At 75.7% G+C, this 15291-nt stretch carries 13 protein-coding genes; 2 read left to right on the top strand and 11 right to left on the bottom strand.

Translation table 11 applies throughout. The features are described 5' to 3' along the window. Positions 1 to 48: 48 nt before the first annotated feature. A complete protein-coding gene (locus tag WCD41_RS14015) occupies positions 49 to 1860 on the bottom strand; it encodes a serine/threonine-protein kinase (protein ID WP_337714027.1) in 1812 nt (603 codons plus the stop codon). Positions 1861 to 1951: 91 nt separating this feature from the next. After that, entirely contained in the window at positions 1952 to 3310 is a 1359-nt protein-coding gene (gene pafA / locus WCD41_RS14010) for a Pup--protein ligase (RefSeq protein ID WP_133828696.1), read from the bottom strand. Positions 3311 to 3479: 169 nt separating this feature from the next. Here pafA and WCD41_RS14005 point away from each other — a divergent pair, with 169 nt between their 5' ends. Then, on the top strand, positions 3480 to 5015 hold the full coding sequence (locus tag WCD41_RS14005) for a bifunctional phosphatase PAP2/diacylglycerol kinase family protein (protein ID WP_444876303.1): 1536 nt from the start codon (positions 3480 to 3482) through the stop codon (positions 5013 to 5015). Continuing rightward, positions 4988 to 6538 (top strand): diacylglycerol/lipid kinase family protein, encoded by a 1551-nt coding sequence (locus WCD41_RS14000; RefSeq protein ID WP_337714025.1) that lies wholly within the window; start codon positions 4988 to 4990, stop codon positions 6536 to 6538. The genes WCD41_RS14005 and WCD41_RS14000 overlap by 28 nt, the downstream gene beginning before the upstream one ends. Before the next feature lies 1 nt (position 6539). Here the strand turns inward: WCD41_RS14000 and WCD41_RS13995 are convergent, their stop codons facing one another. Genes WCD41_RS13995 through WCD41_RS13955 form a run of 9 tightly spaced genes read right to left on the bottom strand, consistent with a single transcriptional unit; the run spans position 6540 to position 15219 of the window. Further along, positions 6540 to 7430, bottom strand: coding sequence for an ABC transporter permease (locus WCD41_RS13995; protein ID WP_337714024.1), 891 nt, complete (start codon positions 7428 to 7430; stop codon positions 6540 to 6542). Between the two features lie 3 nt (positions 7431 to 7433). Continuing rightward, a complete protein-coding gene (locus WCD41_RS13990) occupies positions 7434 to 8339 on the bottom strand; it encodes an ABC transporter ATP-binding protein (protein WP_337714023.1) in 906 nt (301 codons plus the stop codon). Positions 8340 to 8389: 50 nt separating this feature from the next. Next, on the bottom strand, positions 8390 to 9436 hold the full coding sequence (locus WCD41_RS13985) for an ABC transporter substrate-binding protein (protein ID WP_337714022.1): 1047 nt from the start codon (positions 9434 to 9436) through the stop codon (positions 8390 to 8392). Then, positions 9433 to 10554: an amidohydrolase family protein gene (locus WCD41_RS13980; RefSeq protein WP_337714021.1), complete on the bottom strand. Its 1122-nt coding sequence runs from the start codon at positions 10552 to 10554 to the stop codon at positions 9433 to 9435. The genes WCD41_RS13985 and WCD41_RS13980 overlap by 4 nt, the downstream gene beginning before the upstream one ends. Then, on the bottom strand, positions 10551 to 11675 hold the full coding sequence (locus WCD41_RS13975; protein ID WP_337714020.1) for an amidohydrolase family protein: 1125 nt from the start codon (positions 11673 to 11675) through the stop codon (positions 10551 to 10553). The genes WCD41_RS13980 and WCD41_RS13975 overlap by 4 nt, the downstream gene beginning before the upstream one ends. Next, complete coding sequence (locus WCD41_RS13970) at positions 11672 to 12139, bottom strand: Rieske (2Fe-2S) protein (protein WP_337714019.1); 468 nt, start codon at positions 12137 to 12139, stop codon at positions 11672 to 11674. Before WCD41_RS13970 ends, WCD41_RS13975 begins: the two co-directional genes overlap by 4 nt. After that, on the bottom strand, positions 12136 to 12615 hold the full coding sequence (locus tag WCD41_RS13965) for an aconitase X swivel domain-containing protein (protein WP_337714018.1): 480 nt from the start codon (positions 12613 to 12615) through the stop codon (positions 12136 to 12138). Before WCD41_RS13965 ends, WCD41_RS13970 begins: the two co-directional genes overlap by 4 nt. Next, complete coding sequence (locus WCD41_RS13960) at positions 12612 to 13892, bottom strand: aconitase X (protein WP_337714017.1); 1281 nt, start codon at positions 13890 to 13892, stop codon at positions 12612 to 12614. The genes WCD41_RS13965 and WCD41_RS13960 overlap by 4 nt, the downstream gene beginning before the upstream one ends. Positions 13893 to 13902: 10 nt before the next feature. Further along, positions 13903 to 15219, bottom strand: coding sequence for an FAD-dependent oxidoreductase (locus WCD41_RS13955; RefSeq protein ID WP_337714016.1), 1317 nt, complete (start codon positions 15217 to 15219; stop codon positions 13903 to 13905). Positions 15220 to 15291: the final 72 nt, after the last annotated feature.

The following is a 15291-nucleotide window of genomic DNA, read 5'->3' as shown; positions in this document are numbered from 1 at the left end:
CCCTCGCCCACGTGTTCGAACGACCGGCCCGGCGCGCCGGGAGACGTGTCAGCTCGAGTCGCTGCTGCGCTGGGCACGCTGGATGCGCACCTGCCCGTCGTCGTCCCGGTCGACCTCGAACCGGTAGTTCTCGCGGCTCGTGCGCCCGCCGGCGGTGGTGAACTCGATGTCGGCGGTGACGGTGTCGCCGCGCACGGTGACGTTCGAGGTGCGGACCTCGCGGATCCCGGACCAGAAGCGCTGGTAGCCCTCGTAGCCGCCCGAGTCGTCCTGCGCGCGCGGGGAGAGCACGGCCCAGGCGCGGTCGAGGTCGCCCGGCAGGGACGCGTAGTAGTCGACGACGACGGTGGCCGGGTCGCCGGACGACGGCGGGTCGGCCGGGTCGACCGGCGAGAGCGGGGCCGCGACGCTCGGGGTCGGGGCGCTGCCGCCGAGGGGGTCGGACGGCGCGGACGCCGGATCCGCCGAGGTCGGGGCCGGTGCCGGCGGCGGTGCGGCGAGCGTGCTCCCGCTGCTCCCCGAGGTGGCGACCGCGACACCGATCCCGCCGGCCAGCGCGAGCGCCGACGCCGCGGCCACCGCGGCACCGCGCCGGGTGACGACCCGCCGCGCGGGACGGCGACGGTCGGTGCCGGGGGCGCGGGTGGGGGTGGCCACGGCGGCGGACGGCGACGACCCGGGCCGGGCGAGCGAGGCCGCCGCGCCGGCCGCGGCGGCACCGCCGATGCGCTCCGGGCTCGCCGCGAGGTCCGGCACGACGGGAGCGGGCACGGGATCGATCCCGTCGCGGGCCCCGGCCACCGCCGGGCCCGTCGCGGGCAGGTCCACGGTGCCGGCGGGACGCGGGGCCGGGACCGCGACGTCACCGGCGTCCCCGGCCTCCCCGGCCCCGGTGGTCTCCGCCGAGGCCTCCGCGCGCGGCGCCGGGACGAACGGCCGGGTGCCGGCCCGGGCCCGCAGCGCGCGCTCCACGGCGCCGGTCGCGGGCCGGTGCGCCGGGTCGAGCCGCAGCATCGCCGCGAGCGGGCGTCCCAGCACGCCCGCGCGGGCCGCGGGGCGCAGGCGGCCCTCCGCCATCGCGTGCAGGACGGCGAGGGTGTTGTCGAGCCGCCCGCAGACGAGCTCGTTCTCGACCGCGGCGTAGAGGGTGGCGCCGAGGGAGAACACGTCCGAGGCCGGCGACGGGTCGCCGCCGCGGGCGACCTCCGGGGCGAAGTAGCCCGGCGTGCCCGCGACCATCCCGCCGCCGGTGGACGTCGTGTCCCAGCTGGCGCGCGAGACGCCGAAGTCGGTGATCTTCGCGACGCCGTCGTCGGCGATGAGGACGTTGCCGGGCTTGATGTCGCCGTGGACGATGCCGGCCTCGTGCACGGCGCCGAGGGCGTCGGCGACCTGCGCGCCGATCCACGCGGCCTCGGCGGGCTCGAGCGGCCCCTGCTCGGCGAGGACCGCGGCCAGCGAGCGCGACGGCAGGTACTCCATGACCAGCCACGGACCGCGTCCGGCGCCACGGTCGCCGTCGACCACCACGTCGAACACCGCGATGGCCCGCGGATGCACCACGCGCGCGGCGATCCGGCCCTCGCGCATCGCCCGCGCCCGCGCGATCCGCGCCTCGGTGGCGTCGTGGTGGCCCCGCACCGCGAGCTGCTTGACCGCCACCGTCCGCCGCAGACGCCGGTCCCACGCCGTGAAGACCACGCCCATGGCGCCGGCCCCGATGCACTCGCCGATCCGGTAGCGCCCACCGAGGACCGTGCCCTCGGCCGAGGTGTCGACCGGGGCGGACGCGCCGTCGTGCGTCGTGCTCGGCGCCGCCACGGGGCCGTGGAGGCGGGAGGTGCGGGGCTGGTGCTCCATCGAGTTCTCGTGCCGTCCTCGGGCGTCGTCGGTCAGTGCGCGTTCCGGTTACCTCGTGCGCCCCCGACGCACGCCGCCGACGTGGCCGCGGTTACAAGGTCGCGATCAGCCGGTCCACGCGTTCGTCGACCGCGCGGAAGGGGTCCTTGCAGAGGACGGTTCGCTGGGCCTGGTCGTTCAGTTTGAGGTGCACCCAATCCACGGTGAAGTCCCGACCCGCGGCCTGGGCCGCCGCGATGAAGTCGCCGCGCAGCTTGGCGCGCGTGCTCTGGGGCGGCGTGTCCTTGGCGGCCTCGATCTCGCCGTCGTCGGTGACGCGGTCGACCATGTCCTTGCGCTGCAGCAGGTCGAACACGCCGCGGCCGCGCCGGATGTCGTGGTAGGCGAGGTCGAGCTGCGCGACGCGGGGGCTCGACAGGCCCAGGTCGTTGCGCGAGCGGTAGCGCTGGACGAGCCGGTGCTTGATCGCCCAGTCGATCTCGCGGTCGATGAGCGAGAGGTCCTGGCGCTCGACGGCGTCGAGCGTGCGGCCCCAGAGCTCGATCACGCGGTCGGTGACGGGGTCGGACCCGCGGCGGGCGACGTGCTCGACGGCCCGTGCGTGGTACTCGCGCTGGATGTCCAGCGCGCTCGCCTCCCGGCCGCCGGCGAGGCGCACCGGACGGCGTCCGGAGAGATCGTGGCTGATCTCGCGGATGGCGCGGATCGGGTTGTCGAGCGTGAAGTCCCGGAACTGCACGCCCTGCTCGATCATCTCGAGCACGAGGTGGGTGGTGCCCACCTTGAGCAGCGTGGTGACCTCGGACATGTTCGAGTCGCCGACGATGACGTGCAGGCGCCGGTAGCGCTCGGCGTCGGCGTGCGGCTCGTCGCGGGTGTTGATGATGGGGCGCGACCGCGTGGTCGCCGACGAGACGCCCTCCCAGATGTGCTCGGCCCGCTGGGAGAGGCAGAACACCGCGCCCCGCGGGGTCTGCAGCACCTTCCCGGCGCCGGCGATGAGCTGGCGGGTCACGAGGAAGGGCAGCAGCACGTCGGCGATGCGGGAGAACTCGCCCGACCGGCCCACCAGGTAGTTCTCGTGGCAGCCGTAGGAGTTGCCCGCCGAGTCGGTGTTGTTCTTGAACAGGAAGATGTCGCCGCCGATGCCCTCGTCGGCGAGGCGGCGCTCGGCGTCGAGCAGGAGATCCTCGAGGATCCGCTCGCCCGCCTTGTCGTGGGCGACGAGCTGGGTCAGCGAGTCGCACTCGGCGGTGGCGTACTCGGGGTGGCTGCCCACGTCGAGGTAGAGGCGCGACCCGTTGCGGAGGAACACGTTCGACGACCGTCCCCAGGACACGACCCGGCGGAACAGGTAGCGGGCCACCTCGTCGGGCGAGAGGCGTCGCTGGCCGTGGAAGGTGCAGGTGACACCGAACTCGGTCTCGACCCCGTAAATCCTCCGCTGCATCCCTCCACCCTAGGCCAGCACACCCCCGGTTGTGGCCCCTGTGACGCGCCGCGTCACCCGCCGTCACGGCCCATCACGAGTCCCGGCACCCCGGATCACTACGGTCGGTGCCGTGGCGCTCCCGGCACGAGAACTGGCATCGGACATCTCACGCGGTGTGGGCCGCCGGGTGCGGCAGGGCGCCCGCGGCAGCAGGCGACGACTCGCCGACGTCAACGAGCAGGACTGCCGGATCACCACGGCCATCGGTGACCTCCCCTATTCGGCTGCCGACCCTGCGCTGGCCGCGCTGAGCCGCAGCGCCGACCACAGCAAGCTCTGGTTCGCGGTGGCCGCGGCGCTGGCGGCCGGCACGCGCCACACCCGGCGCGGCGGGCTGCGCGGGGTGCTCGCGATCGCCGGCGCGAGCCTGCTCGCCAACGGCGTGCTCAAGCCGCTGGTCCCCCGCCGGCGCCCCGCCGCCGAGCTGCTGCCGACCTACCGGTCGCTCGACGACCCGCCCACCTCGTCGTCGTTCCCGTCCGGGCACGCGGCCTCCGCCGCCGCGTTCGCCACCGCCGTGGCCATGGAGAGCCCCAAGGCCGCGACCTGGGTCGTGCCCCTCGCGGCGACCGTCGCCTACTCCCGCATCCACGTCGGGGTGCACTGGACGAGCGACGTCGCGGCCGGCGTCGCCCTCGGCGCGGGCGCCGCGCTGGCCACGAAGCGCTGGCTGCCGGTGCGCGACATCGACGAGGCGGCGGCCCGCCCCGTCGCCGGCGCCCCGTCGCTGCCCGAGGGCGACGGCCTGGTGATGCTGGTGAACAGCCGCTCCGGGCGCGCCGGCGTCGACCCGTACGACGAGCTGGTCGAGGCCCTCCCCCGCGCCCGCGTCCTGCGCCTCGAGGACGGCGCCGACCTCGCCGAGACGCTCACCGACGCCGCGGGCGAGCCCGGGGTCCGGGCCCTCGGCATCGCGGGCGGCGACGGGTCCGTGGCCGCGGCCGCCCGCGTCGCCGAGGACCTCGACCTGCCGCTCGCGGTGGTCCCGGCGGGCACGCTCAACCACTTCGGGCGCGACGTCGGCGTCTACGACACCCAGGAGGCGATCGACGCCACCGGCGCGGGCGAGGCCGTCGCGGTCGACCTCGGCGAGCTGCGGGTGCACGCGGACGTCGAGGGCCGCCAGGAACCCCAGCGGATCGTCTTCGTCAACACCTCGGCGTTCGGCGGCTACCCCGAGATGGTCCGGCTCCGCGAGACGTGGCAGCCGCGGTGGGGCAAATGGCCCTCGGCCGTCGCCGCGCTGCTGGTCACCCTCGCGCGCAGCCGGCCCATCCGGGTCCGCCTCAACGGCGTGGAGCGCTCGGTGTGGATGCTGTTCGTCGGCAACGGGCCCTACGTGCCGACCGGGATGGTGCCCTCGTACCGGCCCCGGCTCGACACCGGCGTGCTGGAGGTCCGCTACCTGCGCGCCGACCGGCCCCTGGCCCGGGTACGGGCGTTCGTCGCGCTCGCCACCGGCGTGCTCGGGCACAACAGGATCTACCAGGAGAGCGCCATGCGATCGCTGGACATCGAGCTGCTCGACGGCCCGGTCGACGTCGCCGCCGACGGGGAGGTCGTGGGACGCGGCCGGCGCCTGCGCTACCGGGTCGCCGACCACCCCGTGCCGGTCTACCGCCGCGACGAGGCGCTGTGGCCGCACCGCGCCACGGCACGCTGACCGGGACCGCGTCCGTGACCCCACCCGCCGTCCGGCCGGCGCACCGCTCCCCCGTCGGCTCGCGCTGGATGCGCCGCCTCGACCGCACCGCCGACCGCGGGCTGCTCTGGGCCGTCGCGGCCGGCGGCCTGTTCGCCTCGGGGAGGGGCCCGCGCCGGCGCGCCGGGGTCCGCGGGGTCATGGCGGCGGCGGCGACCTCGGCGATCGCCCACGCCCTCGCCAAGCCCCTGCTCCCCCGCGCCCGCCCCTGGGGCCGACGCTTCCCGTCGGCGCACGCCGCGTCGTCGTCGGCCTTCGTCACGGCCGCGGCCATGGAATCGCCGCTGGTCGGGGCCGCGCTCGCGCCCGTGGCGGTCGGCGTCTCGACGGCCAGGGTGGTGCTCGGGGAGCGCACGGTCGAGGACGTCCTGGCCGGCGCGGCGCTGGGCGCCGGGGTGGCGGTGCTGACCCGGCGCTGGTGGCCGGTCGTGCGCCACGCGCCGGCGCGCGCCCGCCCGGCCGGTGACGCGCCCGCGCTCGGCGACGGCTCCGGCCTCGTGGTCGTCGCCAACCCGTCGGCGGGGACGCCCGGCCCGCTCGAGACGCTCGGGCAGATCGTGGCGCCGGTGCTGGGCGTCGGCGAGGGGCCCGAGGAGGACGACACCCCCGGCCCGCCGGACCCGCCGTCGGCGATCCACGAGGTGCTCCCCCGCGCCCAGGTCATCGTGCCGGAGCCGGGCGTGGACTTCGTCGAGGAGGTCGAGGCCGCCCTCGACCGGCCGTCCCCCGACGGGGAGGCGCCCCGGGCCGTCGGTGTCGCCGGCGGGGACGGGTCGGTCGCCGCGCTCGCCGGGCTGGCCCAGCGCCGTCGGGTACCCCTGGTGGTGCTGCCGGAGGGGACGCTCAACCACTTCGCCCGCGACGTCGGGATCGACGACACGCCCGCGGCGCTGGCCGCCGCCCGTGACGGCGAGGCCGTGCAGGTCGACGTCGGCATGGTCGACATGACCCCGGCCGGGGGGTCCGGCGGTTCGGACGACCGGACCCTCGCGTTCGTCAACACCGCGAGCCTCGGCGGCTACCCCGACATGGTCCGCCTCCGCGAGGACTGGGAGGGGCGGTGGGGCAAGTGGCCCGCCGCGGCCTTCGCGCTCGTGCGGGTGCTGGCGGAGGCGACCCCGCTGGTCGTCGAGCTCGACGGCAAGCGCCGCACGATCTGGTTGCTGTTCGTCGGCAACGGGGGCTACGAGCCGCGGGGCATGGCGCCGCTGTTCCGGCCGCGCCTCGACGCGCGGGTGCTCGACGTGCGGTTCCTGCGCGCCGACGTGCCGTTCTCGCGCACCCGGTTCGTCGTCTCGGTGCTGGCCGGCACGCTGTCGCGCAGCCGCGTGTACGTGCGGAACACGCGCACGCGGCTCTCGGTGCGCGTGGTCGGCCCGCCGATAGGGCTCGCGACCGACGGCGAGGTGCAGCCCGACGCCGAGCGGTTCGTCTTCCGCATCGCCCCGGGCGCGATCCCGGTGTACCGCCCGCCCGAGGTGTAGCTCAGACCTCGGTGCGCACCGAGTCGTGCCAGGGGATGACGAGCTTCTTCACCGTCGTCACCGCGACGTAGAGCAGCGAGCCCAGCACCGCGAGCAGGACGATCACGGCGAACAGCCGGGGCGCGTCGAGGGCGTTGAGGCTCGACACGACGAGGTAGCCCAGGCCCTGGCTGCCGCCGAGGTACTCGCCGACGATCGCGCCGATCACGGAGAACACGATGGCGACCTCGGCGCCCGCGAAGACGTAGGGCAGCGTCGTCGGCAGCTCCATGTCCCGGAACGTCGCCCACCGGCTCGCGCCGAGGCCCCGCATGACGTCGCGGTGGCCGCGGTCCACCGAGCGCACCCCGAGCATCACGTTGAGCATGATCGGGAAGAACGCCAGCAGCGCCGCCATGATGATCTTCGAGGTCGGGCCGAACCCGAACCAGATGACGAAGATCGGCACGAACGCCACCTTCGGCACCACCTGCAACGCGACCAGCGCCGGCTGCACGGCACGCTGCAGCCAGGCGATGCGCCCGAGGGTCGCGCCGACGGCGACCCCGACCACGAGCGCGATGCCGAAGCCCGCGAGCACCTCGAGCAGGGTGATGCCGATGTGCCCGCCGATGTCCGGGTCGGCGAACAGGTCGCCGAGCGCTTCGACGACGGCCGCGGGCGCGGGGAGGATGAACTCCGAGACGCCGACGACGGACACCGCGAACTGCCAGATCCCGAGCAGCGCGACCAGCATGAGCGGCCCGCTGACCCACGGCAGCCGCCGCATCCAGGGGGACTCGCCCTCGGCCGGCGCGGCGTCCGCGTCGACGGGACGCGCCGGCGGGGCGCCGTCGGTGCGGGTGTCGATGTCCCGTGTCGGTGAGGTCGTCGGGGGCGTCGAGGTCGTCACCGTTCAGTCCTCCTCGTCCAGCTGACGACGGAGCCCGACGACGAGCTCGCCGAACTCCGCGGTGGCCTCGACCTCGACCGAGCGCGGCCGGGGCAGGTCGATCGGGGTCACGGACCGGATGCGCCCCGGCCGGGGCGTCAGCAGCACGACACGGTCGGCGAGGAACACCGCCTCGCTGATCGAATGCGTCACGAACACCACCGTCGTCCCCGAGACCGCGTGGATGTGCTGCAGCTCGAGGTTCATCCTGTCGCGGGTCATGGCGTCCAGTGCGCCGAACGGCTCGTCCATGAGCAGCACCGACGGGTCGCACGCCAGCGCCCGGGCGATCGCCGCCCGCTGGCGCATCCCGCCCGAGAGCTCGCGGGGGTAGGAGTCCTCGAACCCGGTGAGGCCGACGGTCGCGCACAGCTCGGTCGCCCGGGCCCGCCGCTCCGCCCGGCCCACCCCGCGCAGCTTGAGCGGCAGCGCGACGTTGTCGACCACGGTGAACCACGGGAAGAGGTTGGCCTCCTGGAACACGAGGCCGAACTCCGCGAACACCGCGTCGTCGCGGCGTCCCGCCACCCACGCGGGGCGTTCCCCGGCCTCCACGGTGCCCGCGGTCGGCGCGAGCAGGCCCGACAGGACCCGCAGCAGCGTCGTCTTCCCGCACCCCGAGCGCCCGACCAGCGAGACGAACTCGCCCCGGCCCACCTCGAGGTCGATGTCCGACAGGGCGTGCACGTCGCCGCGCCGCGTGCTGTAGGTCTTGTCGACGCCCGCGACCCGCAGCCCGACGGCCCGCGGGTCGCCGGGGCGATCCGTGTCGCGGCCGTCGAACTCGTCGGGTCCGGCGGGGGTCGGTGGTGGTGCCTGCGGTGATGTCGGTGGTGGTGTCGCGGTCGCCGTGCGGGTCTGCTGCGTCATCGCCGCCTCCTGGCCTGGTGCGGTGGGTGTCCGGTCGGCATCGGTGCGGGTCAGGACGGCGCCGCGGGCGCGAGCGTGGTGTCGAGCCACCGGTTCGGGTCGAGGCCCGCGGGGAGCTGCCCGACCCCGACGATCTCGCCGTAGGTCTGCTGCCAGCGCTGGGGCGAGATGCCGGTGAGGCTCTCGCCCGCGGTGTAGGAGTCGACGTAGGCCGCGAGCGCGAGGCGCGCCGTCTCGGGGTCGCGGAGTGCCGGCACCTGGTACTTCCCGCCGATCGCGGCCATGGTCCCGGCGAACCCGGTGGCCTCGTCGGCGACGATGAACCGCACCGCGTCGTCGATCGCGGCGAGGTAGCGGCGCAGCTTGTCCTGCTCGGCGGGATCCCGGGTGGTCTGCGCCGAGGTGGCGTAGATCTGCGAACCCGCCGTGATCGACTGGTTGGGGTCGAGGACGACGGCCTGCGGGCGCGTGCGCTGCAGGAGCACCGCGGTGTCCAGGGAGACCATGTAGCCGTCGACGCGGCCGGCGGTGAGCAGGTCGAACACGCCGGGCGCGAGCCCGACCACCTGGCGGCGGACCTCGGCCGGGGGCACGCCCGCCGACGCGGCGAGCAGGTCGAGGGTGATCGAGCTCGTCCCGCCCTCCGACGGGGTCCCGATGAGCTTGCCGCGCAGCTGGGCGGGCTGGGTGATCGGGTCGCCGTTCGCCGAGATCACCCGGATCGTGCCGCGGTGGATGACCTCGCCGATCCCGACCAGGGGCGCCTGGCGGTTGCCCGCCGCGATCATCGTCTCGATGTCACCGATGCGGCTGATCTCCGCCGACCCGGCGAGCAGCGTCTGGATCGCCGGCGCGGAGCCCTGCGTGGCCTCGAACCGGACCTCCAGCCCGCGGGCGGCGAAGAACCCGCGGGTGTCCGCGATGAGCTCCGGAGCGTAGGACAGCGACTCGATCGGCAGGATGTTGAGGAACGTCATCCGCTGCCGGCCGTCGTCGGTGGTGTCGCCCTCCCCGCAGCCGGCGAGGACCGCGCACGCGACGAGCACGCCGGCGAGCGCGCGGAACCACGGTCGGCGAAGCCTTCGGGTGGGGGTCATCGGGGGGCCTCCTCGCGCCGGTGCGATGGGGTGGACGAGCCGGTGCCGCGACCGCGGCCGAGCAGGAAGTCCTCGGCGGTCCCGCCCAGGACCGCGGCGCGGGCGGCCGGGTCGAGCGCCGCGAGCAGGCGGGCGGTGCCGTCGCCGTGGACGTGGGGGTGGTCGCCCGCGTACATGACCAGCCGTGCCGCGTCGATCACCTCGAGCGCGTCGGCGAGCTCGGCGGGGTCGGTCGGGAGGTGGGCCGGGGTGCTGGTGAGGCGGACCTGCTCGCGCAGGTACGACGACGGCGGGCGGCGCACCCAGGGCACCTCGCGCCAGATGCCCTTCCACTCCTTGTCGAGCCGCCACAGCAGCGGCGGCAGCCAGGAGAACCCGCACTCGGCGACGACCACGCGCAGGCCGGGCAGCCGGTCGAGGACCCCCTCGACGACGAGGCTCGTCAGCTGGGCCTGGGCGAGGTGGCCCTGCGAGAGGTAGTCGGCGAGGTAGGTGTGGGTGAACCCGGTGGGCGTCGCCGCGCTCCCCGCCCGGCCCCACGCGTGCAGGGTCACCGCGAGCCCGGTGCCGGCGGCGGCCTCGAGCACGGGCAGGAAGCGGCGGTGGCCGTAGCGGTGGTCGTGGCCGCGGACCGGGAGCAGCACCTGGACGAACCGTGGGTCGTCGGCACGGCGGTGGATCTCCGCGACGGCCGCCTCCGGGTCGCCGGACGGGACCGCGATGCCCCCGCGCAGGCGCTCGTCGCGGTCGAGGAAGTGCTCGACCACCCAGTCGTTGAGCGCCCCGCACAGCGCCGCGTCGTAGTAGGGGTTGCGGCTGACGTCGAAGGCCGAGGTGGCGCTGAGCACCGCCGTCCGCACCGGCACCCCGCCCGGGGCGGGCACGTCGAGCACCCGCTCCCGCAGCGTCGCCACGTCCGGCGGGGCGGGCCCGGCGGTGGCGCCGGGCGGGTACGCACCGGCCTGGGCGGGGTCGAGGCGCAGGGCGGCGCCCTCGGCGTAGTCGCGCCAGAACGGCGCGAGGTAGGGCATCAGCGCGTCCAGCGACGCCGGCGCGACGTGGGTGTCGGTGTCGACGGCCCCGCCCACACCGCCCACACCGCCCGCCCCGGCCGTCACGGCGTCCCCTCCGGCAGCTCGAGGCCGTAGAGGGCCGCGCCGGTGCGGGCCATCATCGGCCGGCGCAGGTCGGCCGGGAGGACACGCAGCGCCGTCACCGGGTCGTCGAAGTCCCAGTGCGGGTAGTCCGACGCGAAGAGGATCCGCTCGGCGAGACCGCTCTGGCGGATCGTGACCGCGAGGTGCTCGAGGTTCTCCGGCTCGTCGATCGGCTGCGTGGTGAACCAGCACCGCTCGCGCACGATCTCCGAGGGCCGCCGCCGCAGCCACGGCACGTCGTCGGAGAACCGCGCCCAGGCCTCGTCGAGCCCCCACAGCACCGACGGCACCCAGGTCAGTCCGCCCTCGACCAGCACGAGGCGCAGGTCCGGCACGGCGTCGAGCACGCCCCCGGCGACCAGCGTGGTCAGCGCCATCGCCATCGCGTTGCCGTACCAGCCGTGCTGCTCGAGGTAGAACGACGGCCAGCCGTCACCGCGGTGGCCCTCCGTGCCGCCGAGGTGCATCCCGATCGGCAGGCCGGCCTCGGCCGCGGCGGCGAGCACCGGGCGGTACTTGGCGTCGGTCAGCGGGAGCTGCGTGCCGCTCGGGAAGAGGACCTGGACGAACCGCGGGTCACCGGCCCGGCGCTCGATCTCGGCGACGGCCTGCTCGGGCGACTCGTGGGCGAGGCAGATGCTGGCGCGCAGGCGCGGCTCGGGGTCGAGGAAGTCGGCGACCAGGACGTCGTTGAGCGCCCGGCACAGGGCGGCGGCGAAGTCGGGCTCCTCGGCACCCCAGGTGTGGCCCTGCAGCGGGATGAGCACGCCGGCGAGGACGTCGTAGGGGTCGAGCAGCTGATCGCGCAGCATCCCGAGGTCGCTGCCCGGGGGCCCGGAGGCGGGGTGGGAGTCCGCGCGCATGCCCCCGTTGCGGGTCCGCGGGTAGATCGCCGGCGGCGGGGCCCCGCGCACGCCGAAGCGCTCGTAGCGGCGCCGCCACGGCTCGGGCAGCTCGCGGGCCAGGCGCTGCGGCGTCACCGCGGGATGGATGTCGGCGTCGACGACGGGCGTGCGGGACGCGCGTCGTGGACGGGGCGTGGTGCCGGCCGGCGCGACGTCGTCGGGGAGGGTGTCGGTCACGGTGCCTCCTGCGCCCCGGCGGCCGGGGCTGCTGCTCGACGGGCGGAGGTGTCGACGACGACCACGCGGTCCTCCACGGTCACCGCGTACGTGTCCGCGACCCAGGGGCCGGGGACGCGGCCCGTGGCGGGGTCGGCGGGCACGACCTCGGCGGGGTAGCTGCGCACCGGCGCCTCCCCCGGGCCGAGGAACGACCGGCCGGTGGTGACGTCGTACTCCCAGCCGTGCCAGGGGCAGGCGACGAAGAGTCGGTCGGGGTCGAGCGCGACCTCGCCGGGCGCGCCGGCGGTGGCGAGCGGCGCGACGCGGCCCCGGCACAGCGGACCGCCCTGGTGCGGGCAGTGGTCGGCCAGCGCGTAGTACTCGTCGCCGACCCGGAACACCCCGATCGAGCGCCGTCCGACCTGCACGACGCGGTGCTCGCCGGGGGCGAGCTCGTCGGCCCGCATCACCGCGACCCTCATCGGTCCCCCCTCGCGTCGGGCGTGACCGTCGTGTCCGGGCGGTCCAGCAGCTCGACGGTCCCGGCCGTGGCGTCGAGCCGGATGCGGTCGCCGGTGCGCAGGACCGCGACCGGGTCGGCATCGAGGTCGGCGAGCGCGGGCACGCGGGTGACCACGGCCCCGAGCGCCGCCTTCGTCGTCGTGACCGCGAAGACCAACCCGATCGGCGCCGTGCCGAGCAGGCGCGTGGTCTGGAAGAACCCCGACCAGCCCGAGGAGCCCTTCGCGCCGGGGAAGACGAGGATCTTCCCGGTGAAGCAGACCCCGGCCAGGGGGTGGCGGGCCTCGATGATCGTGCCGCCGGCGGGGTCGATGCCGCCCCAGCCGGAGATCGTCGCCGGGGACACGAGCGCCTCGCCGGTGACGGCGCCGGGCACGACGGTGCGCCCGCGCAGGACGACGCCGGCGCGGCTCCCGGGGCGCTGGAGGTCGGTCACCGCAGCTCACCCCGCCAGCGGCCGGTCACCGCAGCGTCGACGCACTCCGCGGTGGTGCCGAACCACGCCTCGATCCCGAGGATCGCCGGCAGGTAGTGCGCCTGCTTGGCCGAGTCGGTGGCGAACACCCGGGTGCCGGCGGGAGCGGTGCGCGACATCGCCGGGCACGAGTCGGTGAGCACCCGCCCGCCGGCGGCCTCGATCACCGCGGTGTACCCGGAGCGTTCGGCGACGGCCGCCAGCGCCCGCGGCGCCATGATCCACAGCTCGGTGCCGTCGGCGAGGCGCCGGCCGTCGAGGGCGCGGGCGGCGTCGCGGAGCTGGTCCAGCGAGGCGTGCGGGCAGCCGAGGAGGACGAAGTCGACGTCCTCGCGCGTGCCCTGGTCGTTGAGCCGGTCGTAGGCCGCGCGGCGCTCGGTCGCGCCGAAGACGAGGGTGTCCCGCGGCCGCCGGCCCCCGAGGGCCGCCTCGGTGCTCGCCGCCTCCGGCGTGACGCCGGGGACGTGGTACATCTCCACCCCGCCCGACGAGGCCGCGGCCGCGCCGAAGTGCTTGAGGTCGGTGAGGTCCGGGAGCGCGAGGTCGCCGGTGACGACGGGCCGGCCCTCCTGCACGGCGTCGCCGACGGCGTAGCCGAGCAGGCCCCAGTCGAGGAAGGTCGCGACCCGGGTCTCGACGCGCACGTGGTGGGTGCCGAGACGCTCGTCGTCGCGGTGGTTGCCCCAGCACGGGATCCGGCCGGTGAGGCTCGCGGCGCCGGTCGAGGCGCCGCCCTCGCAGTTGGTCCGGGCGCCGAGCACGCTGTTGGCGTAGACGACCGCCGAGGACTCCATCCACGCGCAGTGCTCGCCGCGCACCGGCAGATTGCCGACCTGGTACGGCGTGCAGGTGGCGAGCACCGAGACCCCGCGCGCCCCGACGAACGCCTCGCCGTCGTCCTGCAGCGCGACCATCTCGGGGGCGTAGGGGACGACACCGACCGCGTCGCGGCCGAACCCGTGCTGGAGCTGGCAGGTCGGGACGGCCATCGGCGGGATCGGCAGCGTCTCGTCGGCGTCGAGGTTGATCAGCGAGAACGCCCGGTCCCAGCCGCCCTCGGCGACGAGGCGGGCCTTCACCGGCGAGGGCTGGGTCGTGGTGCCCGCGACGTTGCGGACGTCGCACAGGCGCTCGGCGTCCAGGGCCTCGCCGTAGCGGACCAGCAGGTCCATCGCGGCCGCCACCGCCGGGCCCTCGTCGCCGTCCCGGAGGCGGCGGTCGTCGTCGGTGAGGATCATCTCCGTCGCCTCAGCCCTCGACGTTGGGCCGGATGCGGTCGGCGAGCTCCGCGGTCCGGCGGGTGGGGACGTCGTGGACGGTGCCGTCGGGGCCGACGAGGTCGAGGACGTGGGCGGCGGCGTGGCCCATCGCCGCGCAGGGCCCCATCACCCGCACGCTCGACAGCGCGGCGGCGTCGCCGTCGACGCAGCGGCCGGCGACCAGCAGGTTCGCCGTGTCCGGGGGCGTCATCGCGCGCAGCGGGACGTAGTGCAGGTGATCGGGACCGAAGGTCTCCCACACGTAGCCCGACGGGGTGTCGTGCAGCTCGATCGGCCAGGCGGTGCGCGCCACGGCGTCGGGGAAGCGGGTGCCGGCGCGGACCTCGTCGACGGTGAGCTGGTGGACCCCGGCGACCCAGCGGGTCTGGCGGCGGCCGGGCAGGCCGTAGGAGCGGACCGACGCCTTGCCGAACACCTCCGGGAACTCGGCGCGCAGGAACGCCACCACCCGGTCGGCCTGCGCCTTGCCCTCGAGCTGTGCCTCGGCCGCCGCGATCGGGTCGAGCGGCGCCTCGATGTGGGTCATGTTGAGCACCGCGGTGCCGCGGCCGGGGAAGTAGAAGGCGAGGCCGTCGTGGCGGCGCAGCCCGTACTCCGCGGCCTTCGCCGCGACGCGCGCCGCGAGGTCCGCGGGCTCGGGTGGGTCGGACTCGTCGAGGTGCTCGACGACCAGCTGCTGGCTGCCGTAGATCTCCCGCTCCGGCAGCCGGCAGGGCAGGCCCGCCGCCCAGCACAGGGCGGCGTCGCCGCTGGCGTCGACGAAGCCGTGCGCCCGGACGTCGACCGCGCCGTAGCGGGTGGCGAACCGGGCGCCGAGGACCCGGTCGCCCTCGCGGTCCACGCCCACCAGCGACGCCCCGGTGAGCACCTTGATGCCGAGCTCGCGGACCGTGTCCTCCACCCAGCGCCCGAGCCGGACCTCGTCGTAGCCGACGGTGATGGTGTGGCCGACGCGGTAGAAGATGTCCCCGCTCGCCCCGAGGTCGGTGAAGATGTCGTCGAGCAGGCCGTAGGTGAGCCGGCGGTGCTCCGGCGCGTTGCCGAACGCCCCGCAGAACAGGCCGATCAGCGAGTTCACCATCTGGCCCCCGAGCACCGGCAGTGCGTCGACGAGCACGACGTCGCGGCCGAGGCGGGCCGACTCCACGGCGGCCGAGAGCCCGGCGATCCCGGCCCCGACGACGCAGACGTCCGCGTCGACGCGGTGCTCGGCGGGGTCGCCCGGGTGCAGGAGCGCATCCCGCACGACGGTGCGGACCGGGAGGTCGGTGAGCGGGTGCGGCATGCGTCACACGCTAGGAAGGGGCGGGCCGCGCGCGGAAATAGCGATTCGCGCTGCCCCGCCATCAACCGCGTC

The organism is Actinomycetospora aeridis (assembly GCF_037400275.1).
Classification (GTDB): Bacteria; Actinomycetota; Actinomycetes; order Mycobacteriales; family Pseudonocardiaceae; genus Actinomycetospora; species Actinomycetospora aeridis.
The sequence above is the reverse complement of the archived record's forward strand: the minus strand, read 5'-3'. Positions and strand labels throughout refer to the sequence as shown.